Consider the following 21720-nt stretch of genomic DNA (forward strand, 5'->3'; position numbering starts at 1 on the left):
TCCGGACGGAAAACCGCTGGACACTTTTCCTGGAATTGCTTCAGGAATTTTGCCGGTGGCGGAAGACGAAGCGCGAATAGCCGAAGAAGCTGAATGCCGTTGCCGCCGCCGATGCCAGCGTCAGCGCGATGATCGGCCGCAATGACGGCTCGGTCATCAGCAGCGAGCTGAAGAGGGTGTAGTTCAGCAGAGCCGAGGTCAGCCCGACCGAGCCGTAGCGGAAGCCCTCCGCTGCAAGCGAGCGGTCGGATCGGCCGAAGGTGAAGTTGCGGTTGAGTACCCAAGTGGCAAGCAGCGCGCTCGGGATCGATATGGCGCGGCCGACGAAGGGGCCGAAGGGCGTGAACCAGAGCAACAGATGCAGCACGCCCGCATCGACCACGAAGCCGACACCGCCAGCGATCAGGAAGCGAAAGAGCTTCTTCATGCAGCCTTGGCCCTTTTCTTCCGACTTGCCGGCTTGTCGATCTCAGCCATGTAAACCGTCCTGTCATCTTCGCTTTCGCGCGAGGAGGGCCTGGGCAGGCTCATATAGTGAATGCGCAACTGTTCGGCGCGGGCGCGCGCCACGGAATCGAGGATGATACCGGCTGTGAACAGCATGAAGGCGATCATTGTCAGCGCTAGGGAGAGCATCCAACTCGGCATGCGCAAGACCTGTCCGGTTTCGAAATATTCGATGAAGACCGGAATGGAGAAACCAATGCTGAGCTCCATGGCGACGGCGCTCAGGATGCCGAAAAAGGCGAAAGGCCGCGTTTCCTTCATCAGCATCGCAAACATCCAGAGGATCTTGCCACCGTCGCGGAAGGTCGAAAGCTTCGAATGAGAGCCTTCCGGCCGCCGACCGTAATCGAGTTCCAGCTCGCTGACGGGCAGCTTCAGCCTGGAGGCATGAACCGACATTTCCGTCTCGATCTCGAAACCGCCAGACACGGCAGGAAAGCTCTTGACGAAACGCCGCGAGAAGCAGCGGTAGCCGGAAAATATATCGGTGAAATCGGCGCCGAAGATGCTGCGATAGAGCCAGTTGAAAATGCGGTTGCCGAAGGCATGGCCCTGCCGGCCTGCGTCGTTGCGAACGTTGCGGCGGGTGCCGACCACCATGTCGGATCCCTCGGTCAGCAGCGTGCGGATCAGCTCTTCTCCGTCCTCGGGCGCATAGGTGCCGTCGCCGTCGGCCATCAGGTAGATGTCGGCTTCGATATCGGCGAACATGCGGCGCACTACATGCCCCTTGCCTTGCCGACGCTCGCGCACGACGGTCGCGCCGGCAAGCATGGCATGCAGCGCGGTGCCGTCCGTCGAATTATTGTCGTAGACATAGATCGCGGCCTGCGGCAGCGCCTTGCGGAAGCCGCGCACGACCTCGCCGATCGTTGCGGCTTCATTGTAGCAGGGCAGGAGGACGGCGATATTCAGCTTCTCATTCGACATGGTCTTGGCCGGTTGCTGCGTGTGAAGTCAAGTCGAGGCCCGATTGACGATCCGGGCGAGAGCTTATCCCGCTGGCTGTTAATAAGACCCTATGACTGCCCAATAAAAAGGCGGGATACCGGCGCTGCGAAAAACATTATCGTGATAAAAGCGGCTGTAGGCAGCGGCTTTACTTTTTTTTGATCGGCAACCGTTAGCGTATCGCCCCGACTATCCTTCCAACATGAGGTTTATCGAGATGGCGCAAACGCTGGCAATGCCGCCCGAGGCAACCGGAACGGCAGAGAAGAAGGCACCCCTGCGCTGGTCTCATCCTGCTCTCGCTGCGCTCGTCTATGCCGCCATCGTCATCGTCGCGCAGCTCATCATTCATCGCAACCTCGCAGACTATGTCGGGCCTGATAATGACGACGCCATGCGCCTTGTCGAAGTGCGGGATTTTCTCGCCGGCCAGGGCTGGTTCGACATGATGCAGTACCGTCTCGGCCTTGCGGGCGGGACGCTGATGCACTGGTCGCGCTTCATCGATCTGCCGATCGCAAGCCTCATCCTCTTCTTCCGGATGTTCCTTTCACCGGAAGGCGCCGAGGCGGCCGCGCTGACGGTATGGCCCCTCATGCTCGTCCTGCCGTTGATGTTCTTCATGGGTCTTGCAGGTCGGCGCATCGCCGGCGTGGAGGGCATGCACTTCTCGCTGATCCTGACGGCGCTGTTCGTCCTGCTTTCGCCGCGTTTCGTGCCAGGGTCCATCGATCACGACAATGTTCAGCTCGGCCTCGTCGCGCTTACCGTCGCAATGCTCGTCGACGAAAACTATCGCCCTCGCAATTTCGCCATTGCTGCTATCGCCCTTGCCATCCAGCTGGGTATCGGCGCGGAGACAACGCCCTTTGTCGCCGTCGCCTGCATGTCGGTTGCCTGTTTGTGGGCCTGGAAAGGCGAGATATTCGCACCCGCTGCCAAGGCCTTTGCCCTGACCCTGACGATCGCCGTCAGCGCCGCCTTCTTCTCGCTGGTGCCGCCGCGTCTTTACTCGATGGTCACATGCGACAATCTCTCGCTCGGCTTTTACGGCATCACCAGCGCAGGCTGCGTCGGGCTTCTCCTGTCGTCCATTTTTGCCAGCCGTCTCTCCCGGCCCTGGCGTATTGCAATTCTCGCGGTCAACGGTGCATTCGTGTTTGCGATAACCGTCGCACTTGCGCCGCAATGCCTGCGCAATCCGCTTTCCGATCTGGACCCCATGCTGGTGGATTTCTGGCTCAGCAGAGTGACCGAGGCACAATCGATTATCTCCGTGGCCCACCGTCAGCCGGATACGCTCGGCGTCTTCTACGCAACGGGTCTTCTGGCGATGCTCGTCTGCGCCTTTCGTATCCTGCGAGGCACCCGATCGAGCCTCCATGCAATGCTGATGGCGCTGATGGCGATCAATTGGGTGATCACGCTGGTGCAAGTACGCGGCACAGAATTCGCCAATCTCCTGGCCATACCGCCACTGGCATTGCTGATCGCCGAATTGCGAAAAAACTACATGGCCGATCCCAAAAATCTGCGTGCGATCCTGCTCTATGCGGGGACGTTATTAGCCTCCGTCCCAGCCGTTTGGGCCGTGGGCGGCGCGCTTGCAAGCAAGGGGGTCGTCAATGGTCTTATGGTCGCGGCGCCAGTCAAGGCGGAGGAGACTGCCAACTGTATATCCCAGCAGGCCCTGCGACCGATCGCCGATCTTGAGCCGGGGGTGGTCGCGGCGGCCTCCAACCTGGGAGCGCCGCTTCTGCGCTTCACCCCCCATCGCACCCTCTCCGGTCCCTATCACCGCGATCCTGATGGAATGATGGCCGAGCTGCTTATTGGCCTTGCGGAGCCGCAACAGGCAGAAGCGCTTTTGCGTGAGGCAAAGGTGACGATTGTCGCCTTCTGCAAGGGAGATCCGCAGGTGGAGCTGGTGAGTGAGCGGGCGCCGAAGGGGCTTTATGCGCAGCTGAGCGCCGGGCATGTCCCGGCTTATCTGGAGCCGATTGCGGCGTCGGCGGAATCGGATGTGCAGTTCTTCCGCGTCACGCCGCAGAATTGAGCTGAAGCCGTTCAGCTCTGCGCGGAATCTCCAAACCACGCCATTACGAGTGGGAAGCCGCAGAATACTCCTTGATATTGTGTCTAAGCCCGGCGCTGTTCCAGCATATCGGCGGTCATGAGATAGCCGATAAAGCCGAGATTGTAGCCGCCGAGCGCGATAAACAATGTCGTCAGCGGCGGCGGAACGATCGATATCGCAACGGCCGCCATGAAGGCGATGCTCACCAATGCCACGCCGAGCAGGGCGCCGATCGTCGAGCGCTGCAGGCCGGCGGCAATTCCGATGATCGTGGCGGTCACGAATATCATCGCTCCATATCCTTTTTACTAAGAACCAGTTTGCACAGGTTTACGCGCGGATGGCTAAGAAAGGCTTTGTCGGTAAGGTTAACGCTTGATGAAGCAATAGGCTCCACGCCCTTTGTGGGACATGCAAAGGAGGCGGCAGTACCTCAAGTATGCGCACAATCCTGTCGTTCGATCGATTCAAACTTAAGCGGTATGCGCAAGGCTCCGCATTTTCCGCGACATCGGCTAGAAAGAGGACATGAGCAGCTTTTTTGAGAATGATTCGCCCTCGAACCTGACGGAATACTCCGTCTCGGAACTATCCGGATCGATCAAGCGCACGGTCGAGAATGCGTTCGACCAGGTGCGTGTGCGCGGTGAAATTTCCGGCTATCGCGGCCCGCATTCCTCCGGCCATGCCTATTTCTCGCTGAAGGATGATCGCGCGCGTATCGATGCGGTGATCTGGAAAGGCACATTTTCCAAGCTGAAATTCCGCCCTGAAGAGGGAATGGAAGTCATTGCAACAGGCAAGGTGACGACTTTCCCGGGCTCGTCGAAATACCAGATCGTCATCGAAACCTTGGAGCCTGCCGGGGCAGGCGCATTGATGGCATTGCTGGAGGAGCGCAAGCGCAAGCTCGGTGCCGAAGGCCTCTTCGATCCCGAGCGTAAGCGCAGGCTTCCTTTCATGCCCAAGGTGATCGGCGTCGTGACGTCGCCGACCGGCGCCGTCATTCGCGATATCCTGCATCGCATCTCCGATCGTTTTCCCGTGCACGTCCTCGTCTGGCCGGTGAAGGTGCAGGGCGACGGCTCCGGCGATGAAGTGGCCAACGCCATACGCGGCTTCAACGAGTTTGCGCCTGGCGGCCCGATCCCGCGCCCCGATGTGCTGATTGTCGCGCGCGGCGGCGGCAGCCTCGAGGATCTCTGGAGTTTTAACGACGAGGCTGTGGTGCGCGCCGCAGCCGCGAGTGAGATCCCGCTGATCTCGGCTGTCGGCCACGAGACAGACTGGACCTTGATCGACTATGCCGCCGACGTGCGCGCCCCGACGCCGACAGGTGCGGCGGAAATGGCCGTGCCTGTTCGGGCCGAATTGGAGGCGCAACTCGCAAGCCTTGCAGCCCGGCTGCAGGGGGGGATGACGAGACAGATGGATCAACGGCGGCAGGCCGTTCGCGCGCTGCTGCGCGCCTTGCCTTCCCTCGACCAGATCCTCGCTCTGCCGCGCCGGCGCTTCGACGAAGCGGCCGCCGGCCTTGGCCGCGGGCTGGAGCTGAACACGCTCAACAAGCGCCGCTCCTTCGAGCGCACGGCGTCGCATCTCCGACCCGATATTCTGTCGAATCGGATCGCCGAGCGCCGCCAGCAATTGGGCGAACGGATGACTCGGGCCGAGCGGACCATCGAGCGCATGCTCGACCGGTCGCGTGCCCGCATCGAGCGAGCCGATGCCGTCTTTGCCACTTTGCCATCGCGCCTCGAAGCGCAGACGGGCAGGGCGCGTGATCGCCTCGGCAATCTCGTCCGTCACGCCGATACGGCCATCCGTCATCAGCTGACCCGCGCCCGCAGCGAACTTACGGCGCAGGAGCGCATCCTGCAGTCGCTCTCCTACAAGAATGTTCTGAAGCGCGGCTATGCCGTTGTGCGCGACGAGGATGACCGCCCGGTTTCGCTGGCGGCAGCACTTTCGGTGGGTGCGGCCATTTCGATCGAATTCGCGGATGGCCGGATCGGTGCGGTCACCGGCGACGATGCCACGCCGCCTTCGTCTTCATCCACGTCATCAGGCGCTACGCCTGCGAAGAAGCGGGCAACCAAGCCGGCAGAACCTGCCACTCCACCGAAGCAGGGAAGCCTCTTCTGATGCGCATCCTGCTGGTGCTGGCTCATCCCCTGGAGGATAGTTTTGCCGCCGCTGTGGCCAAGCTTGCGCAGGAAACGCTCGTCGCTCGCGGTCACCAGGTCGATCTGCTCGATCTCTATCGCGAAGGCTTCGACCCATGTCTATCTGAAGCCGAGCGGCGCGGCTATTTCGACCAGCCCTATGATACCTCTGGCGTCGATGCCATGGTCGCACGGCTGCAGGCGGCGGAGGGACTGATCCTCGTCTTTCCGCAATGGTGGTTCAATTTCCCGGCGATCCTCAAGGGCTTCTTCGATCGCGCCTTTGCGCCCGGTGTTGCCTTCACCCACGATGCCGCCGGCGGGCGTATCGTGCCGAAGCTCACCAATATCCGCCTGTTCTGGGCGCTGACGACGACTGGCTCGCCCTGGTGGATCGTGCATTTCTATATGGGCAATCCGGTGCGGCGCCTATTGAAGCGCGGCATAGCCGCCTTCTGCGCCAAGCGGCTGAATTTCCGCATGCTGGCGCTGCATGATATGGACCGCGTGACCGATGCCGGGCGCAAGGCGCATCTCGAACGCGTCAGGCGAGCGCTGGCGACGATCTGATCCACGATTCATTGCAAAAGAAGATGCCGCGGCAGAGATACCGCGGCATGATCGCATTCGAATATCCGAACCGGGTTATGCCCACTCGCCCTTGCGCATGACGGGCACGCGCGAGCCATCGGCATTGATGCCGTCGATATCGACCTTGTCGGAGCCGATCATCCAGTCGATGTGGATCAGGCTGGAATTGCCGCCTTGCGCCTTGATCTGTTCCTGGCTGAGCTTGGCGCCATCGATGAAGCACTTGGAATAGCACTGGCCAAGCGCGATGTGGCAGGAGGCGTTTTCGTCGAAGAGCGTGTTGTAGAACAGGATGCCGCTCGCCGAAATCGGCGAGGAATGCGGTACCAGCGCCACTTCGCCGAGCCGGCGTGCGCCTTCGTCGGTGTCGAGCACCTTGTTCAGCACTTCCTCGCCGCGCGTCGCCTTGGCCTCGATGATCCGGCCGCCTTCGAAGCGGACCTGGATATTGTCGATGAGGGTGCCCTGATGCGACAGCGGCTTGGTGGAGGAAACATGGCCTTCGACGCGCAGCGCATGCGGCGTGGTGAAGACCTCTTCCGTCGGGATGTTCGGGTTGCAGGTGATGCCGTTCTTGGCGGTGGAAGCGCCGCCGTGCCATTCATGGCCGTCTGCCAGACCGACTGTCAGATCGGTGCCCGGTCCCTGGAAATGCAGGGCGGAAAAACGCTGGCCGTTCATCCAGGCCGAGCGCTTGTGCAGATTGGCATTGTGCTCGGCCCAGGCCGCGATCGGATCTTCAACATCGACGCGCGAGGCGGAAAAAATCGCCTTGGCGAGCTTGGCGACTGCGATTGCCTCCGGGTCGTTCGGGAAAACCAGTTTTGCCCAGGACGGGTTCGGGTAGGAGACGATGTTCCAGTTGGTGTCGAAGTTCGAGATCTTTTCGAGCGCCGGCTTATAGGCGGCCGAGTTGGCGCGGTTGGCACGCGCGACCTTGTTGGGGTCCTGGTTAGACAGGAGCATCGGATTGTCGCCGGCAATCGCGAGGCGTGCCGTATTGTTGGAGAAGGCCTTGGCCATGCCTTCATAGAGCCATGTCGCGGCCCGGTCGAAACTCGCATCATGGCCGTATTCATAGCGGGCAAGCGTCGTTTCTTCGTCGGAATAGAAGGTTGAGACGAGGCCGGCGCCGGCCTTGTAGGCTTCGCGTGTGATCAGCCGAACCAGCGGCATCGCTGCGACCGGCGCTGTCATCAGCAGATCCTGGCCTGCCTGTAGCTGCAACCCGACCCTTACGGCTACTTCCGCAAGCTTTTCCAGCTTGGCGTGATCTACGGGATGATGGTTGGGGGTGGCTGATGTCATGGCAAAACCTGCGTGCTTGCTATCGAAGGAGTGGTCAGAAGACTTAGACCGGTTTGCGGCGAAATTGAAGGCGCTATGTCCGATCTTGAAGATCGTCAGGCAATTAGGGGCGCGGCCTTGGCTTTGAGAGCAGCCAACGCATCCTGAGGGCTGAGGCGCACTTGCAGCCCACGCTGGCCGCCGTTGATATAGACATAGGCCTCGGTCATCGCCTGCGCTTCGATCGCTGTGGGAACGAGCTTCTTCTGGCCGAAGGGGCTGATGCCGCCGACATGATAGCCCGTCAGGCGCTCGGCATCTGCAGGCTTCATCATACTGGCCGATTTGCCACCGAAGGCTGCGGCGAGCTTCTTCATGCTGACTTCGTGGTCGGAGGGCACGACGGCGCAGACCGGCTTGCCGTCCACCTCAGCCATCAGTGTCTTCAGCACGCGATGCGGCTCTTCTCCAAGCGCCTCCGCCGCCTGCAGGCCGACACGCTCCGCATTCGGATCGTAATCATAGGCATGCACTGTGAAGGCGACCTTCGCCTGGGTCAGTACTTGCGTGGCGCGGGTGGTTTTGGACATGGCTTGTCTCTACGCTGTCTTGCCGAATGCAGCTGCATAAATATGCGGCTTGAATCCCACCAGCAACTTTCCGTCCGCTTCCAGCACGGGGCGTTTGATCATCGAAGGTTGCGCCAGCATCAGCGCAATGGCCTTTTCCTTCGACAGATCGGCCTTGTCCGCGTCCGGCAGTGCCTTGAAGGTCGTGCCGGCGCGGTTGAGCACGACTTCCCAACCGGCTTCCTTCGTCCAGCGCTCCAGATGATCTCGGTCGATGCCGGCTGTCTTGTAGTCGTGGAAATCATAGGCGATGCCATGGCCCTCGAGCCAGGTCCGGGCCTTCTTCATCGTGTCGCAGTTCTTGATGCCGTAAATGGTGATCGTCATGTCGAATCCGTCTCTTGCTGTCTGATAGCGCATACCATGCGAACAAAGGCGGACGAAAGCCGATCACGGGGCGAAGCTGTTCTCTCTTCCGTTGCAGTCGCCACCCATCATCCTGTAAATATGCAGTGTGCATATTTATGGTGCGGGTTGGAGCATGGCGACGGACAAGGAAATATTACGGCTGGAGAATCTTTTCGGCGCCATGAGCCTCGCTCTCGTGGACAAGATGGAAAAGGCCTTCACGGATGAAACCGGCCTCGGCCCCAGCGCAATCGCCGCCATCGTTCAAATCGGCACTGAGCCTCGCCTGACAATCGAGACCTTGCGTCGAATGATCGCGCTCTCCCATTCCGCCACCGTGCGCCTCGTCGACCAGTTGGTCGCATCCGATCTCGTCGTGCGGGCCGGCGGTGTCGACGGCGATAAGCGCGCTCGCTCGCTGCAGCTCACTGAGAGGGGGCGCGCGCTTTTCAAGTGCAGCCTTGCCGCCCGCCGTGCGGTCATTCAGCGGGCCATCGCAGTGCTCGGGCCGGAAGAGACGGTGCAGTTCAGCCATCTCGTCGAAAAACTGCTGCCGGCCTTGGTCGATCTCGGCGATGACCAGGACGTGGTCTGCCGCGTTTGCGATCAGGGCGCCTGCGACCAGGATCGCTGCCCGATTGCCTTCATGACATAGGCGCGGGTAGGGTCTTGACATCTTCATCATATATATGCACACTGCATACATATATCTAGAAAGGCGATGGTTCCCGCCTTCGATGATCTGAACATTGCCTGCATCAATTCGATCGGAGGCATGATCGTGATGGAAAATCGTTCAATTCTTGCCCGGCTAATGGGTATCTGTCGTGCTGCTCTTGCAAGCACATCATATCGCGTGGGTCGCTTCGGCATTCTTCTACGGGAATCAGCAGCGATCGCCTTCACCATGCGCTGCAAGGTGATCGATCGCCGCTAAGAAAAATCAATCCTCAAGTGTTCCCGGCTTGCGGGCGACGGAACTCGGCTTGTCAGCGCCGATTTTCATTAGGTCGCCGCGCCGGCGCACCAGCCGATCCGATACGCGGGTGACGATCAGACCTGCTTGCGGCGCCCGGACGTCGATGGTCCCATCCGGCATACCCGGGGCGGTGATGATCGTTGCCAGCAGATCACCTTCTTCAACGCGCTCGCCGATATTGCGATGGAAGAGCACGGTGCCCGCCTGCGGGGCACGGATCATCTCGACATTGTCGAGCGGCACGGCCGGGCCATCGAATGCAGGAAGTGCAACGCTGTCATCACGGACTGCGCCGCGCGCGGCCAGGAAGCGCCAGAGCCCTTCGGCATCGTTCTTTGCCATCTCGGGATAGACATCGCGGGTGCCGCGCAACTCGACCGTCACAGAGAGCTTGCCCAGCAGCCTTGCCTTCTTTTCCCCCGGCACTTCGTATTTCCAGGCGAAGCTGACGGCCTCCTCGAAGGCCGAGCTTTCGCCATCCGACAGCAGCACGGCATCCATCTTCAGCGCCGCGGCAAGATCGGCGGCTTCGGGCCAGAATGCCTCGTCGATATAGGCATATTGCAGGGATTCGTCATCGCAATGCAGATCGATCACCAGATCGGCACCGAGCGCCATATGGATCAGCTGGCGCTTCAGCCGGTCGACGGCGGGGTAGCGTTCCAGATTTTCGATGAGGAGATCGCGGTCGCGCAGCGAGATCAGCGGAAAGTCGCGGTTGAAGTTGGTGCGCGAGCCCAAGTCGAAGCGCCCTTGCATCTCGCCGAAATGCGATTGCGCCGCGCCGATCGGATTGGCATGCGGCACCACGACGATATCGCTTAGAATAGCGCCTTCGGCTTCCGCTTTCCGAAGTCGCTCGCAGAGGAAATGCACCAAGGCCGTGCCCGGCAGCTCGCCGGCATGCAATGCGGCCTGAATGTAGATCTTCGGGGTATCCGTCTTGTTGCCGGAAAAATGCAGGACGGGGAGCCGCCAGGCGATCCCCGGAGTGTCGCCTTCGATGACGATTTCGGTGACGTTCATGGGCGGGCCTCCTGCTGATGATAATCAGAGACCCATATCAAGCCCTGCAGGCGGTCCGCAACCGTTTGTCGCCACATGCCAGAATCAGGACCGGGGACAAACAGCGCCAAAACAGCTTTCAGCGGCTGCCATTCCTGCGCAGGCAGAAGCTCAGGAGCAGGCTGAGCAGCACCGCACCAACACCGAAGGAGAAGGGTGCCGCATAGCCGAGATGATCCGCGAACAGGCCGGCGATCGGGCCGGTCGAACCGAGCGACACGTCGAGAAAGATCGAATAAAGCCCGAGCGCGACGCCGCGATTCTGCGGCGGGATGCGCTCCATGGCCTCGTTGCCAAGTGCGGGAAAGACGGGCGCGAAGCCGGCTCCGGCAAGAGCCGCGCCGATGATGGCAACGGTCGGAGATGGCGCAAAGGCAAGCGCAGCCAGGCCGACGATCTCGATGACAAGGGAAATACGCACCAGCGGCAGGCCGCCGAAGCGGGCGACTGCCTGGGCAAGACCCAGTCGCACGCCCATGAAGGCAAGGCCGAAAGCGCTGAGCGCAAAGGAGGCGCCGTCCCAGCCGCGGCTATGGAAGAATAGCGCGACGAAGGCCATGACGACGCCGAAGCCGCTCGAGGCAAGCGCAAGCGCGACGCCGTACGGTGCAACGCGGCTCAGCGCCTGGCCCGTGCCGATGCCCTTTTCCTTGACGCCGGGGACCGGCGGCCGCGTTTGCGCTAGCATGAAGCCGGCAACCGCAAGGATGATGGTGACGACGCCGATGGCGAAGAAGCCGTATTGCCCCTGCAGCCAGGCGCCGAACGGGGCGGCGAGCGCAATGCCGCCGTAGGTGGCGATGCCATTCCAGGAGATGATGCGCACGGTTTCCCGCGATCCCATCAGGCCGATCGCCCAGGTGATCGCCGCCGTGCTCACCCAGCTCTCGCCGATGCCGAGCGCCAGCCGCCCCGCAAGCAGAAGGGCAAGGCTTGCCGCCGGGACTTGGATCGTAAAGGTGGAAGCGATGGTGAGTGCGCCCGACAGACCATAGGCCAGGAAGCCCAGGAAGACCGAACGGCGCGGCCCGTATTGATCGCAGAGCCGGCCGACATGGGCGCGGCTGACGATGGTCGCCACATATTGCGTGCTGACGGCGATGCCGGCCCAAACAACGCCGAAGCCGAGGCTGCTGTCGACATAGGTCGGCAGAACCGCAAGTGGCAATCCGATGGCAAGGTAGCCGAAGAATGTCAGCGCGACGATCGAGATGAGAGACAGGGTCGAGGTGGACCGGATGGTCTGGGAAGCAGTGTTCACGGGATATCGCCTGCGGGCACCGGCAGCGGTGTCCATGCTGTTTGCCACGAAGGAAGCGGATTCGGATCGGATCGGATAGCAGTGACGGCGAAGGCCTGAGGGCCGTGCGTCGCCATGGGCAATGGCTATCAGGCAACAGCAGGCGAGGTCAATGAATTGCTGCCTTGCAGCAAAAGCCATTGACGGGATGAATTGATTGTGCGTGGGCAATCGCCCGCTGGGCGTGCCAGTGCCGTAAACCCATTCTCCCCGAAGGGAGAATGGGCAAAAGGCATCAATCACATCGTTAGTATGACGCTGGCCGTCGTTCTTCCTGCTTCGAGGTCGGCATGGGCTCGGGCGGCATCCTTCAGCTCGTATTCCGCACCGATCGGGTTGATTAGCCCGGCCTGCAGCGCCGACATCAGCGACATGGCGCCTTGATGGTAGAGTTCGTGATCGTTGGCGTAAGCCAATACGCTCGGGCGCGACAAGCCGATCACACGGGGCGCGGTCAGCTCCTCTATGTTGATCGGCGGAATGGGGCCGGCGACCTGTCCGAGGCTGGCGACCATGCCGAAGGGGCGCACCGCAGCAAGCGTCTGTGACAACATGGTCCCGCCGATCCCGTCGACGGCAAGATGGACGCCACGGCCGTCTGCAATGCGACGCGTTTCGGCGACCCAATCCGCGGATGTATGCAGGAGAACCGCGTCTGCGCCTGCTTCATGGGCGATGCTGACCTTGGCTTCGGAGCCCACGGTAGCTATGACCTTCGCGCCAATCTTCTTGGCAAGGCGTGTGACGAGTTGGCCGAGCCCGCCGGCTCCCGCGTGCACCAGCACCCACTCGCCCGCCTTCACGGGATAGGTCTTTTGCAGCACCATCTGCGCCGTCAGTCCGCGCAGCATCGTGCTGCCGGCAACGCGCTCGCTGACACCATCGGGTAATTTCACCAGCCGGCTTGCAGGCAGCGTGCGCATCTCGGCATAGCTGCCGACGGGATGACCGATATAGGCGACACGGTCGCCGACCTTTAGATCGCCGACATCGGCACCGAGCGCTTCGACAACGCCTGCACCCTCAAAGCCCAACACATTGTTGCCGGGTTGCAGCGGGTAAAGCCCGGAACGTACGTATATGTCGACGAAATTGACGCCGGAGATACTTTGGCGGATCAGCGCCTCGCCGGCGCCGGGTTCGACAGCTGGGAGATCGACGGCTTTCAGGACTTCGGGGCCGCCGGGGCTGGTAATGGCAATCGCTAGGGGCATGGGGAAATCTCCTTTCGGACGATTTTTGATCACAAATCCCTCGGGGAATAAATTCAGTATGAACTCACCATATCTGTGCAATAATGCACCGATGATCGACTGGCAGGACCTTCACCATTTCGCCGCTCTCGCGCGAACCGGCTCCCTCTCTGCGGCGGCGCGCGAGTTGGGTGTCGACCACGCAACTGTCGGCAGACGTATTGCGGCGCTGGAACGTGCGCTCGACCTGCGTCTCATCGATCGGCGGCCACGCACCTCGCCCTTGACGGCCGATGGCCGCGCCATCGCCGAACTGGTGGCGGGTATGGAGGAAAATGTCGAGGCGATCAGACGTTATTCGAAAAGCGCTGTCTCCGGGCTTTCCGCTGCAGTCAAGGTCAGCGCACCGCCGTCGATCGCTGCCCATCTCCTAGCGCCGAAAGCCGCGCTGTTTCATACCCATCATCCGAACATCACCCTGACCATTGCCGGCATTGCACGCAGCGTCGCGCTCAATTCCGGCGAGGCTGACATCGCCGTGCGCATGATCAGGCCGGAGGAAAGCGATCTCTTGGTCCGGCGTATCGGCGCCATGCGCTTCGGTCTCTACGCGATCCCGCCCTTAGCGCAAACGCCAGAGGAGGACTGGGTGTTCATCGGCTATGATGCGGCGATGGAGCATCTGACCCAGCAAACCTGGCTTCGCAGTCTGCTGAATGGTCGTCCGATCGTCTTCCGCGCCACTGATGTTTTCGGCCAGCTCGAGGCCGCTCGTGCCGGACTGGGGGTCGTGGCACTTCCGAGATTTCTAGGCGATCGCGAGGCAGGATTGGTGCGCCTGCCGGCGGAGATCCCATCACCGACGCGCGACCTCTGGCTCGTCATCTATCCCGATCTCCGTCGCTCGCCTGCCATCCGTGCGGTTATGGACTTCGTGGCGGATGTGGTCGGTCAAAGTTGCCCGTTGCGGGACGCCTCGGACAGCTCCGTATAAGTACCGATTCCAACCCGTATTTTTCTGTTGCGGCCTCGTGGCGAATCTCTATCCATAGACGGATGGACCACACTTACGGTCGGTGATCGATGACGAAGCTGGGCAGTTGGTTCCTGGTGGACAGGGCGGATCTGGTCGCGGGCATATCGGTTGCCGGACTGATGCTGCCGGAAGCGGTCGCTTACGCCGGCATCGCCGGCCTGCCGCCGCATCGTGCCATCCTCGCCGGCATCGTCGGATGTCTCATCTATGCCATATTCGGCCGTAGCCGCTTCGCCATCGTCTCCCCCACATCCTCATCCGCTGCCATTCTCGCCGCAACATTGGCCGTCGTGCCGGGTGATGCGACGATCAAGGCGGGGCTTGCCACGGTTGCCGTGGCGCTCGCGTGCCGGGTGATGCGACGATCAAGGCGGGGCTTGCCACGGTTGCCGTGGCGCTCGCCGGCATTCTTTTCGTCATCGCCGGTACCTTGCGCCTTGGCGGCATCACCGGTTTCATCTCGCGGCCGGTCCTACGCGGCTTCGCACTCGGATTGGCGATCACCATCATCCTGCATCAGCTGCCGATCTTCGTTGGTGTGCCTGTGCAGGGCTCGAATATCCTGGCATACGCGGCCGCACTCTTCGGCGCGATCCTCCAGTGGAATCCGATCAGCGTCGCCGTCGGCGTGGTCGCGCTGGTGGCATTGCTGCTCTTGAAGCGATTGCCGGGCATTCCCGGCGCTTTCTTTGTGCTGGCCGCCGGCGTCTTCGCCTCCTATCTGTTCGGTCTGGAAGGCCATGGCGTCAAGCTGGTCGGCCCGATCGAGATCCTGCCGCAATGGCCCTCGCTGCCGGACGCCGGCTGGGCTGCTTATTCGCGGCTAGTGCAATTCACCGTGCCCCTTGTCCTCATCCTCTTTGCTGAATCCTGGGGTACGATGCGTGCACTCGCCCTGCGTTATGGCGAAACGCTTGAGGTCAATCGCGAGCTTGGTGCGCTGGGTGCAGCCAATATCGCCAGCGCCGTCGTTCAGGGCATGCCGGTCGGCGCGGGTTTTTCCGCAGGCTTCGCCAGCGAGGCGGCGGGGGCAAAGACGCGGGCGACGACCGTCTTTGCCGCCATCGGCCTGGCGATCCTGATTGCCTGTGCCGGACCACTGGTGGCGCTTCTGCCGGAGCCGGTGCTGGCCGCCGTCGTGATCGCGGCGCTTACCCATGCGCTCGATCCCGGTCCGATCCTGCGCCTGCGCCACCTGCATCGCGATTTCTACGTGGCGCTGGGCGCTGCCGTCGGTGTGCTCGCCTTCGGCGTGCTCAATGGCATGCTGCTGGCAATCGCCCTTTCGCTCGCTGCCATGATGCATCGCCTGGCATCCCCGTATATCGCCCGTTTGGGACGGCTCGACAACAGCCATGACTTCGTCGATGTCAGCAGGCATGACGACGCCGCCGAGCTACCGGGCATCGCCATCTGGCGCCCTGGCGAAACCCTGTTTTTCGGCAATGCCGATACGATCTTCGGCGAGATATTGTCCGGCAGCCGCAGCCAAGCCGGATTGCGGGCCGTCATCCTCAGCCTGGAGGAAAGCTCCGATATCGACAGCACGGCGATGGACGCCTTGATGGAGTTCGACGGCGCCATGCAGCGCGCCGGTCTCCGTCTACAGTTTGCTCGGGTGCATGACCGGGTTCGCGATCTCATGACGGTCGCGGGCGTCGCCGATGTCGACAAGCGCTGCAGCTTCAGTGTCGATGATGCCGTCGCCGCGGTGATAGCTGAAGGGAAACCTCCAAAGGCGTGAGCGGCCGCTCAATCATGCAAAGTCCAATAGCAGAGATGATCGTGCCTGGCCTCTCCCTGTAGGCTGTTGATGAGGACGAAGTCCCTGGCGGTCCAACTCACGGGTTCCTCGAGCATGATGTCGGAAACGAGATGTCCCTGATAGAGCAGCGTCATATGCGGTTCGACGGAGCTCTCCTTGGCCGGCGCAATGCCTGTGAGCCGCATAGCATCGGCCAGTTCCTGATGGAGCGCCTTCAGTTCGGCGTTCCCGTCCTTGCTCCAAAGGACAAGTGGGCGGTTGTCGCCCTTGCCGAAGCTGACTGCTCGATCGAAGACGACGGAAAAGGGCGGCTTCCTCACCCGAGAGGCAGCTTCCATCGCCGCAAATGCCACCTCCTCGGGCAAGCAGTGAAACGAGCCGATCGGGTAGAGCGTCACATGAAAGAGATCGGCCCGACGCGGCTTCGTATAAAAGCGGTGCTGCCGGCGAAGATGTCCTGCAAGCTCATGACTGCGTGCGGCAATTGCCGCATCGGGCAGGAGGGCGAAATAGAATTTATTGATCGGCCCTTGATCGATTGGCGGCGGTGTTCGCGTATGCGCTCCGCCCGCAAGATAGAGGGAAAGCTGCCCATTGTTCTTCATGGTCACTTCAAAGCGCGTATCGCTTTGTCCTCCTGCTTTTTGACCGCAAAACGATAGGATAAAGCAGTTGCTAATTCAAGAACAAAACTAGAACAAATCTTGGAGGCTTTCCGTTGCAAGCGTTACCAAAAAAGCGATCGAATAAAAGGACGGCCTGATCTGTTCATTCCAGGTTCGGGCATGCGTGCCCATTTCACTCAAAGGAATCACGATCATGTTCACCAGATCAGTCTTTGCGGCCGTTGTTTTCGCTCTCATCGGCTTTGGTATCGCTTCCTGCTCGACATCCGGCGAGCGCAATAGTGGTGGCGGCATGACGCTGAACGCTCCTCCAACCGGCGGCGGATATTGATATCCGCGCTCGCGATTGTCTCAGAGCCGCGCCGCCGACATCAAAACGGTGGCAATTCTCCTTCCTCGCAAGAAACGGGTTGAATTCGACGCTTCCGAGGACGATTTTCATGGCAAGTGGAAACACGGGAGGTTTCGTCATGAACGAGACAAGCCAGAATTACCTGATCTTCGAGACCGCCGGCGGCTTCTGCGGCATTGCCTGGAATGATGTCGGCGTGCTGCGCTTTCAATTGCCGACGAAGGATGCGGGCGCGACCGAGCGTCTGCTTCGGCGCCGCCTGCCGAATGCGCAGCCCGGGACCCCAAGCGCGGACATCGCGGCAGTGGTTGCCAAGGTGAAGCGCTATTTCGCGGGCGAGGAGATCGACTTTTCCGACGTCACGCTCGATCTCGGCGAGCAGGATGCCTTTTTCAGGCAGATCTACGATGCCGCCCGGCAGGTCGGCTGGGGCCACACGACGACCTACGGCACATTGGCCAAGCAGCTCGGCGCAGGGCCGGAAGCTGCGCGCGATGTCGGGCAGGCTATGGCGAAGAACCCGGTGGCGTTGATCATTCCCTGCCATCGCGTTCTGGCGGCTGGCGGCAAGATCGGCGGCTTTTCCGCGCCGGGCGGTTCCAACTCCAAGGCTCGCATGCTGGAGCTCGAAGGCGTCCAGCTCGCGCCGCCAAAACCGGTGCAGCAGTCGTTGGGGTTTTAGGCCACAAAGCGGCCCGAGGATTAAGCAAGATGGACCGGGAGGGCGGTTACTGAGTGAAACCGCTCTCCTGTTCAATCGCCAATTTCACCTCGCGATAGTGCTCTGTCAGTTTCGCCAGATCGAAGGCCCTGTTGAGGCCGCTCGGGTTCGGTAGCACCCAAATCGAAGCGCCCGCAAATTTTTCCGCTTGCCGCCCCCATTCGACATCGATCCGGAGGCTGATGGCGGCATAGGCCGCTTTGCCGAGAAACGCCAGATTAGCCGGCGCGAACTTCCTGATCTTTTCTTCGAGCACTGGAGCGGCGGCAATATAATCGCTCCTTTTCAGCTCGCTGGCGCTTTTCGTCGGGCGGGAGACCGCCGATGTCAGGCCGAGGCCATATTGCAGCATCTCGCGCTCTTCCTCCGCCCGCAGCAGGCGAGGGGTGAAGCCGGCAAGGTGCAAGGCCCGCCAGAAGCGGTTGCTGCGGCTCGAGAAGTTATGCCCGTCGCGATGCGCGGTTAGCGCGGGGTTCAATCCGCAAAAGACCACGGAAAGATGAGGTGCCAGGATTTCGGCAAGCCCGCTTGCTTGCTCCGGTATATCTATCGGCTCATTCAGGGTCTTCGTTGGGGCATCATCCTGCATCTCGGATTTCCTGCGAAAGCGGCGGCAAGCGCGCCGCCTTCGTCACGCTAGCCGATAAGCGCCCGGCCGGCCAAGGGACAAGAGGCCTGATCCGCCCTTGCTTGCCCGAATCCTGCCGGCCTTCACGCATCACACAACAGTGGGCGGGCCGAACCACGTGGTCAGCGCCTCCGGAAGCTCCAACTGGGTCTCCTCTCCAACCCAGGCAACATATCCGTCCGGCCGTATCAATACCGCAGTGGGTGCATCAACCGCGTCGATCGCTGGAAGCTCCCACGGCCCGGCATATTGGGCGTTGATCGATTGCACCCGATCCGTCCAAGGTGCGATATCGAAGCTCTCAGGCTCGCCGAGATTGAGCAGCACAGGCTGGCCTCCGTACAGCAGCTTGAAGAGCCGCAGCTGACCCCGGGCGGTGGTGAGGTCAAGATCGGGCATGCGGCGGCCGAGCAGTGGATGTCCCTCGCCGAGATCGTAGTGGATATCCAGGCCGGACATCATCGCGGCGTAGCGCCGGCGCGGCTCGTCCATGGCGAGGCATTCGGCCATGGTCTCCCGGAGAATCTGCGTGCGGTCGTCGGGGCGGCGGAGCGCGACCGAGACCAGGATATTGCGCAGCACCCGCGCAGCGATCGGATGACGCTCGGCGTGATAGCTATCGAGCAGGCTTTCCGGCGATATGCCCTTGATCACCTGGGCCAGTTTCCATCCGAGGTTCACGGCATCCTGCACACCGATATTGAGACCCTGTCCGCCATCCGGGGGATGGATATGCGCGGCGTCCCCGGCGAGCAGCACACGGCCCTTGCGATAGGATGCTGCCTGTCGCACTGCATCCGTAAATCTCGAAATCCAGTGGGGGTTATGCGCACCATAATCGGTGCCAAAGACGGCGATAAGAGCGTCGCGGAGATCGCTGAAGCTCGGTTCGCTCGAGGTTCTCAACTGCCGCTCCGTCAGCATCACGCCGATCGGCCCTGTCTTAGGATAGATGACCTTCCCGTCGCGGATTTCGTATTCGAATCTGCCGAGGGAATGCATGCCGAGCGCATCATGACGAATGCCCAACTCCGGCTCCTCGGTCATGTCCACCTCGGCGATCAGATTGCTGATGGTCGCATCCCATCCGGGAAAATCGATGCCGGCTGCCTTGCGGATCAGGCTGCGCCCGCCGTCGCATCCAACGAGATAATCCGCTCGCAGCGTCGTCCCGTTGGACAATTGAACATCGACGCCACCGTCGTCCTGTGCGAAGCCGGTAACCTCCATGCCGTAACGGACCGGCACGTTGAATTCGCCGACCCAGTCGGCGAGGATGCGCTCGATGTGTTTCTGGCGCAGTCCCAGGCCATAATTGTGTCTGGTGGGAAAATCGCTGATATCGAGGCGCACCGAGGCGAAACTTGCCACCTGCGCTATCTGCCCCTGTGAGAGGAATCGATCGGCAATGCCGCGCTGGTCGAAAATTTCGATGGTGCGCGCATGTAGACCGCCGGCGCGCCAGCCGACAAGCTCCTGATTGGCACGCCGCTCGATGATCGCGACGTCTATGCCCGCCAAGGCCAATTCGCCCGCCAGCATGAGCCCTGTCGGACCGGCGCCGGCAATAACCACCGCATGTTTCGTAACAGTCATGTCCATGCTCCCGCTTTTCGGTTTGCGCCGGCATTTGTACGGGAGGATCCGGGTCTTGACGCAAGTCCCTTGTGCGCCACATATGTAGACTAGAGAGAGCGAATATCTGTTCTCATGGTTTAATATCGACCTGCGAAATCCCTCACGAAACAGCTGCCTCCCCATCCAATAAGATATTTGATCCGCGCCCTAACGCGTTGTTATTGTGCACTTTGGAACCAAAGGTCGTGCGAGATCGTTTGTCTTTGACTTTATACGACGCTGACGTCGTGCCCGGCCGGCTGGGTAAGCGGCGCATTTGAGGAGCAGCTCATCATGAATATTTCATCTGGATTTCGGTCGGTCGCGGTTGCCGCCATCGCTGCCGCAGGAATTGGCTTCGCCAGCGCGGCACATGCCGATAGCGGCACCATCCGCTTCTCCGTCTACAAGGCGGCTTTCTTCGTCGGCGGCTCCGGAGGCGAGGGCACCTTGACCTTCCACGGCAAGCGCTATCCAATCTCGATTGGCGGCATTTCGGGCGGTCTCGCCTTCGGTGCCTCCAAGACCTATTTCCAGGGCACTGTGCGCAATATTCGCCGCGCCCGGGATGTGGCCGGCGTCTACGGCGCTGCCGGTGGCGGTGGCGCGGTGGGCAAGGGCGCCCAGATGATCGTCATGACCAATGACAAGGGTGCCAAACTCGAGCTCACGGGCAGGCAGGTCGGCCTGCAGGTCAATGCCGATATCAGCGGCCTGAGCGTCACAATGAAATAAGAGCGCGTTCAGCTCTGATAATTATTGCCCGAAGGCCTGATCTGCAGGAATGGCGATCAGGCCTTCGTTGCGAAGCAAGCTACCCATGAGGGCGAAGTCGATCGCATTCCGCGGGTCTTAGGGAATCAATGCTCTCAAGCCAGCATCGACTGTTGGGCGAAGATCCCCGCCATCGTGCCTTGCCATGATGCCGTGGTGACCGAGGGGATGAGGGGGTTGGCGAGGTCCCCTGCGGCGTAGATGCCGGGTATGCTGGTTTCACGGCGCTCGTCGACCTTGAGGACGATGCCGAGGGGCGTGGCGGCCGTGGCGAGGCCTAGTGGTTCATGCAGGCTTGCAGACGGCTTGTTGCGCGGATGGGCGAACAGGATGTCGACCGCGACATCGGGGCCGGTATCGAGCTTGACGGTGGCGCCATGGACCCCGTGACGGGCGATTTCAGTGATCCGACCATCGATGATAGGTGTGTTGCGACGCTCCAGATCGACCCGGATATCGGGCGGAATGTCGTGACCATCGGCGAAGACCGTCAGCTTGTTGGTCCAGTCGTGGAACAGCCTGACCTGATTATGCGACTGCGGGCCGGACCAGACGAGGCCCCAATGCTGGCCGGCGACTTCAAAGCCGTCGCAATAGGGGCAGGGCACGATGGACGTGCCCCAGCCTTCGGAAAAGCCCGGAACAGCAGGCATCTGGTCGGTGATGCCATAGCTCAGGATTAGGCGGCGCGCCCCAAGGCTTTCGCCATCGCCAGTGAGGACGGAGAAATCGTCGATGGTGCCGGAGACGCCGTCGGCCCGGGCATTGACCAGCTTGATCGTGGGATAGCGCGCCAGTTGCTGCCGCGCCTCGGTCAAGATGTCCAACGGCGGCTTGTGATCGTGGCCGAGCATACCATGCGAGTGGCCGGCGAAGCGATTACGCGGCAGGCCGGTATCGAGAACGGTGACCTTGCGGCGGGCACGGCCGAGCTGAAGGGCGGCTGCGAGGCCAGCAAAGCTGCCGCCGATGATGATGACGTCATCCATGGTGATGGGCTCCTTGTTGTGGATGGAAGAGGATGGGCCGGACTTGGCGGGGCCGGGGCGCGGGCGATGCCGGAAAGCGCCGCGGCCAGCTTCAGCAGGGTTCGTCGCTGCATGGATCTC

22 protein-coding genes and 1 pseudogene are annotated in these 21720 nt (G+C 61.4%); 10 read left to right on the top strand and 13 right to left on the bottom strand.

Annotated features, from left to right (window positions below):
* Nucleotides 1-40: 40 nt before the first annotated feature.
* Together FHX05_RS08815 and FHX05_RS08820 are read right to left on the bottom strand one after the other, a co-directional pair.
* Nucleotides 41-427 carry a GtrA family protein gene (locus FHX05_RS08815; protein ID WP_183713542.1) on the bottom strand — a complete coding sequence of 129 codons (387 nt, stop codon included), beginning with the start codon at nt 425-427 and terminating at the stop codon, nt 41-43.
* A complete protein-coding gene (locus FHX05_RS08820; protein ID WP_183871327.1) occupies nt 424-1437 on the bottom strand; it encodes a glycosyltransferase in 1014 nt (337 codons plus the stop codon). Before FHX05_RS08820 ends, FHX05_RS08815 begins: the two co-directional genes overlap by 4 nt.
* A 238-nt stretch (nt 1438-1675) precedes the next feature.
* Here FHX05_RS08820 and FHX05_RS08825 point away from each other — a divergent pair, with 238 nt between their 5' ends.
* Nucleotides 1676-3514, top strand: coding sequence for a hypothetical protein (locus tag FHX05_RS08825; protein ID WP_183871328.1), 1839 nt, complete (start codon nt 1676-1678; stop codon nt 3512-3514).
* 83 nt (nt 3515-3597) lie between these two features.
* Here FHX05_RS08825 and FHX05_RS08830 read toward each other — a convergent pair whose 3' ends face one another.
* The gene (locus FHX05_RS08830; RefSeq protein ID WP_112609245.1) at nt 3598-3825 is read right to left on the bottom strand and encodes a homogentisate export protein; all 228 of its coding nucleotides are present in this window, start codon (nt 3823-3825) and stop codon (nt 3598-3600) included.
* 238 nt (nt 3826-4063) lie between these two features.
* Between FHX05_RS08830 and xseA the strand changes: the two genes are divergently transcribed.
* Nucleotides 4064-5680, top strand: a complete 1617-nt coding sequence (gene xseA, locus FHX05_RS08835; RefSeq protein ID WP_183871329.1) for an exodeoxyribonuclease VII large subunit — start codon at nt 4064-4066, stop codon at nt 5678-5680.
* Nucleotides 5680-6270 carry an NAD(P)H-dependent oxidoreductase gene (locus FHX05_RS08840; protein WP_183871330.1) on the top strand — a complete coding sequence of 197 codons (591 nt, stop codon included), beginning with the start codon at nt 5680-5682 and terminating at the stop codon, nt 6268-6270. The genes xseA and FHX05_RS08840 overlap by 1 nt, the downstream gene beginning before the upstream one ends.
* Nucleotides 6271-6345: 75 nt before the next feature.
* Here the strand turns inward: FHX05_RS08840 and FHX05_RS08845 are convergent, their stop codons facing one another.
* From FHX05_RS08845 to FHX05_RS08855, 3 genes are all read right to left on the bottom strand, one after another.
* Nucleotides 6346-7599, bottom strand: a complete 1254-nt coding sequence (locus tag FHX05_RS08845) for an aminopeptidase (RefSeq protein ID WP_112609251.1) — start codon at nt 7597-7599, stop codon at nt 6346-6348.
* A gap of 95 nt (nt 7600-7694) precedes the next feature.
* Nucleotides 7695-8168 (bottom strand): Cys-tRNA(Pro) deacylase, encoded by a 474-nt coding sequence (gene ybaK, locus FHX05_RS08850; RefSeq protein WP_183871331.1) that lies wholly within the window; start codon nt 8166-8168, stop codon nt 7695-7697.
* Nucleotides 8169-8177: 9 nt separating this feature from the next.
* Nucleotides 8178-8534 (bottom strand): ArsC family reductase, encoded by a 357-nt coding sequence (locus FHX05_RS08855; RefSeq protein ID WP_183871332.1) that lies wholly within the window; start codon nt 8532-8534, stop codon nt 8178-8180.
* 154 nt (nt 8535-8688) lie between these two features.
* On the opposite strand from FHX05_RS08855, the gene FHX05_RS08860 reads away from it, so the two are divergent.
* Nucleotides 8689-9210, top strand: coding sequence for a MarR family transcriptional regulator (locus FHX05_RS08860; RefSeq protein WP_112609255.1), 522 nt, complete (start codon nt 8689-8691; stop codon nt 9208-9210).
* A 288-nt stretch (nt 9211-9498) separates the two neighbouring features.
* Here FHX05_RS08860 and FHX05_RS08865 read toward each other — a convergent pair whose 3' ends face one another.
* The 3 genes from FHX05_RS08865 to FHX05_RS08875 form a co-directional block, all read right to left on the bottom strand.
* Complete coding sequence (locus tag FHX05_RS08865) at nt 9499-10560, bottom strand: succinylglutamate desuccinylase/aspartoacylase family protein (RefSeq protein WP_183871333.1); 1062 nt, start codon at nt 10558-10560, stop codon at nt 9499-9501.
* Nucleotides 10561-10678: 118 nt separating this feature from the next.
* Nucleotides 10679-11860 carry an MFS transporter gene (locus FHX05_RS08870; RefSeq protein ID WP_183871334.1) on the bottom strand — a complete coding sequence of 394 codons (1182 nt, stop codon included), beginning with the start codon at nt 11858-11860 and terminating at the stop codon, nt 10679-10681.
* A 278-nt stretch (nt 11861-12138) separates the two neighbouring features.
* Nucleotides 12139-13113: a quinone oxidoreductase gene (locus FHX05_RS08875; RefSeq protein ID WP_183871335.1), complete on the bottom strand. Its 975-nt coding sequence runs from the start codon at nt 13111-13113 to the stop codon at nt 12139-12141.
* A gap of 58 nt (nt 13114-13171) precedes the next feature.
* Here FHX05_RS08875 and FHX05_RS08880 point away from each other — a divergent pair, with 58 nt between their 5' ends.
* The 3 genes and pseudogenes from FHX05_RS08880 to FHX05_RS30745 all read left to right on the top strand — a co-directional run bounded on the left by FHX05_RS08880 (nt 13172) and on the right by FHX05_RS30745 (nt 15872).
* The gene (locus tag FHX05_RS08880) at nt 13172-14086 is read left to right on the top strand and encodes a LysR family transcriptional regulator (RefSeq protein WP_246698889.1); all 915 of its coding nucleotides are present in this window, start codon (nt 13172-13174) and stop codon (nt 14084-14086) included.
* 161 nt (nt 14087-14247) lie between these two features.
* Nucleotides 14248-14385: pseudogene (locus FHX05_RS30740) on the top strand (SulP family inorganic anion transporter); the annotation flags it as partial.
* 89 nt (nt 14386-14474) lie between these two features.
* Nucleotides 14475-15872 (top strand): SulP family inorganic anion transporter, encoded by a 1398-nt coding sequence (locus tag FHX05_RS30745; protein ID WP_348648311.1) that lies wholly within the window; start codon nt 14475-14477, stop codon nt 15870-15872.
* Between the two features lie 8 nt (nt 15873-15880).
* On the opposite strand, the gene FHX05_RS08890 is transcribed toward FHX05_RS30745, so the two are convergent.
* Nucleotides 15881-16498: a 2'-5' RNA ligase family protein gene (locus tag FHX05_RS08890; RefSeq protein ID WP_183871336.1), complete on the bottom strand. Its 618-nt coding sequence runs from the start codon at nt 16496-16498 to the stop codon at nt 15881-15883.
* 214 nt (nt 16499-16712) lie between these two features.
* On the opposite strand from FHX05_RS08890, the gene FHX05_RS08895 reads away from it, so the two are divergent.
* The gene (locus tag FHX05_RS08895; RefSeq protein ID WP_162700908.1) at nt 16713-16850 is read left to right on the top strand and encodes a hypothetical protein; all 138 of its coding nucleotides are present in this window, start codon (nt 16713-16715) and stop codon (nt 16848-16850) included.
* 139 nt (nt 16851-16989) lie between these two features.
* On the top strand, nt 16990-17553 hold the full coding sequence (locus FHX05_RS08900; RefSeq protein WP_112609267.1) for a methylated-DNA--[protein]-cysteine S-methyltransferase: 564 nt from the start codon (nt 16990-16992) through the stop codon (nt 17551-17553).
* 46 nt (nt 17554-17599) lie between these two features.
* On the opposite strand, the gene mug is transcribed toward FHX05_RS08900, so the two are convergent.
* Nucleotides 17600-18181, bottom strand: coding sequence for a G/U mismatch-specific DNA glycosylase (mug, locus tag FHX05_RS08905; protein ID WP_183871337.1), 582 nt, complete (start codon nt 18179-18181; stop codon nt 17600-17602).
* A gap of 129 nt (nt 18182-18310) precedes the next feature.
* Nucleotides 18311-19816 (bottom strand): FAD-dependent monooxygenase, encoded by a 1506-nt coding sequence (locus tag FHX05_RS08910; RefSeq protein WP_183871338.1) that lies wholly within the window; start codon nt 19814-19816, stop codon nt 18311-18313.
* A 315-nt stretch (nt 19817-20131) separates the two neighbouring features.
* Here FHX05_RS08910 and FHX05_RS08915 point away from each other — a divergent pair, with 315 nt between their 5' ends.
* Nucleotides 20132-20572 carry a hypothetical protein gene (locus FHX05_RS08915; RefSeq protein ID WP_112336759.1) on the top strand — a complete coding sequence of 147 codons (441 nt, stop codon included), beginning with the start codon at nt 20132-20134 and terminating at the stop codon, nt 20570-20572.
* Nucleotides 20573-20706: 134 nt separating this feature from the next.
* On the opposite strand, the gene FHX05_RS08920 is transcribed toward FHX05_RS08915, so the two are convergent.
* A complete protein-coding gene (locus tag FHX05_RS08920; RefSeq protein WP_183871339.1) occupies nt 20707-21600 on the bottom strand; it encodes an NAD(P)/FAD-dependent oxidoreductase in 894 nt (297 codons plus the stop codon).
* Between the last annotated feature and the right edge of the window lie 120 nt (nt 21601-21720).

The sequence above is a fragment of the Rhizobium sp. BK491 genome (genome assembly GCF_014194925.1).
Lineage (GTDB): Bacteria > Pseudomonadota > Alphaproteobacteria > Rhizobiales > Rhizobiaceae > Rhizobium.

Excerpts from the sequence above, each read along its gene's own strand:
- FHX05_RS08920 (WP_183871339.1), bottom strand. The coding sequence starts at position 21,600 with ATGGATGACGTCATCATCATCGGCGGCAGCTTTGCTGGCCTCGCAGCC.
- FHX05_RS08845 (WP_112609251.1), bottom strand. The coding sequence starts at position 7,599 with ATGACATCAGCCACCCCCAACCATCATCCCGTAGATCACGCCAAGCTG.
- FHX05_RS08880 (WP_246698889.1), top strand. The coding sequence starts at position 13,172 with ATGAACTCACCATATCTGTGCAATAATGCACCGATGATCGACTGGCAG.
- FHX05_RS08825 (WP_183871328.1), top strand. The coding sequence starts at position 1,676 with ATGGCGCAAACGCTGGCAATGCCGCCCGAGGCAACCGGAACGGCAGAG.
- FHX05_RS08830 (WP_112609245.1), bottom strand. The coding sequence starts at position 3,825 with ATGATATTCGTGACCGCCACGATCATCGGAATTGCCGCCGGCCTGCAG.
- FHX05_RS08860 (WP_112609255.1), top strand. The coding sequence starts at position 8,689 with ATGGCGACGGACAAGGAAATATTACGGCTGGAGAATCTTTTCGGCGCC.
- FHX05_RS08895 (WP_162700908.1), top strand. The coding sequence starts at position 16,713 with ATGTTCACCAGATCAGTCTTTGCGGCCGTTGTTTTCGCTCTCATCGGC.
- FHX05_RS08915 (WP_112336759.1), top strand. The coding sequence starts at position 20,132 with ATGAATATTTCATCTGGATTTCGGTCGGTCGCGGTTGCCGCCATCGCT.
- FHX05_RS08875 (WP_183871335.1), bottom strand. The coding sequence starts at position 13,113 with ATGCCCCTAGCGATTGCCATTACCAGCCCCGGCGGCCCCGAAGTCCTG.
- ybaK (WP_183871331.1), bottom strand. The coding sequence starts at position 8,168 with ATGTCCAAAACCACCCGCGCCACGCAAGTACTGACCCAGGCGAAGGTC.
- FHX05_RS08910 (WP_183871338.1), bottom strand. The coding sequence starts at position 19,816 with ATGACTGTTACGAAACATGCGGTGGTTATTGCCGGCGCCGGTCCGACA.
- FHX05_RS08890 (WP_183871336.1), bottom strand. The coding sequence starts at position 16,498 with ATGAAGAACAATGGGCAGCTTTCCCTCTATCTTGCGGGCGGAGCGCAT.
- FHX05_RS08815 (WP_183713542.1), bottom strand. The coding sequence starts at position 427 with ATGAAGAAGCTCTTTCGCTTCCTGATCGCTGGCGGTGTCGGCTTCGTG.
- xseA (WP_183871329.1), top strand. The coding sequence starts at position 4,064 with ATGAGCAGCTTTTTTGAGAATGATTCGCCCTCGAACCTGACGGAATAC.
- FHX05_RS08855 (WP_183871332.1), bottom strand. The coding sequence starts at position 8,534 with ATGACGATCACCATTTACGGCATCAAGAACTGCGACACGATGAAGAAG.
- FHX05_RS08900 (WP_112609267.1), top strand. The coding sequence starts at position 16,990 with ATGAACGAGACAAGCCAGAATTACCTGATCTTCGAGACCGCCGGCGGC.
- mug (WP_183871337.1), bottom strand. The coding sequence starts at position 18,181 with ATGCAGGATGATGCCCCAACGAAGACCCTGAATGAGCCGATAGATATA.
- FHX05_RS08865 (WP_183871333.1), bottom strand. The coding sequence starts at position 10,560 with ATGAACGTCACCGAAATCGTCATCGAAGGCGACACTCCGGGGATCGCC.
- FHX05_RS08840 (WP_183871330.1), top strand. The coding sequence starts at position 5,680 with ATGCGCATCCTGCTGGTGCTGGCTCATCCCCTGGAGGATAGTTTTGCC.
- FHX05_RS08820 (WP_183871327.1), bottom strand. The coding sequence starts at position 1,437 with ATGTCGAATGAGAAGCTGAATATCGCCGTCCTCCTGCCCTGCTACAAT.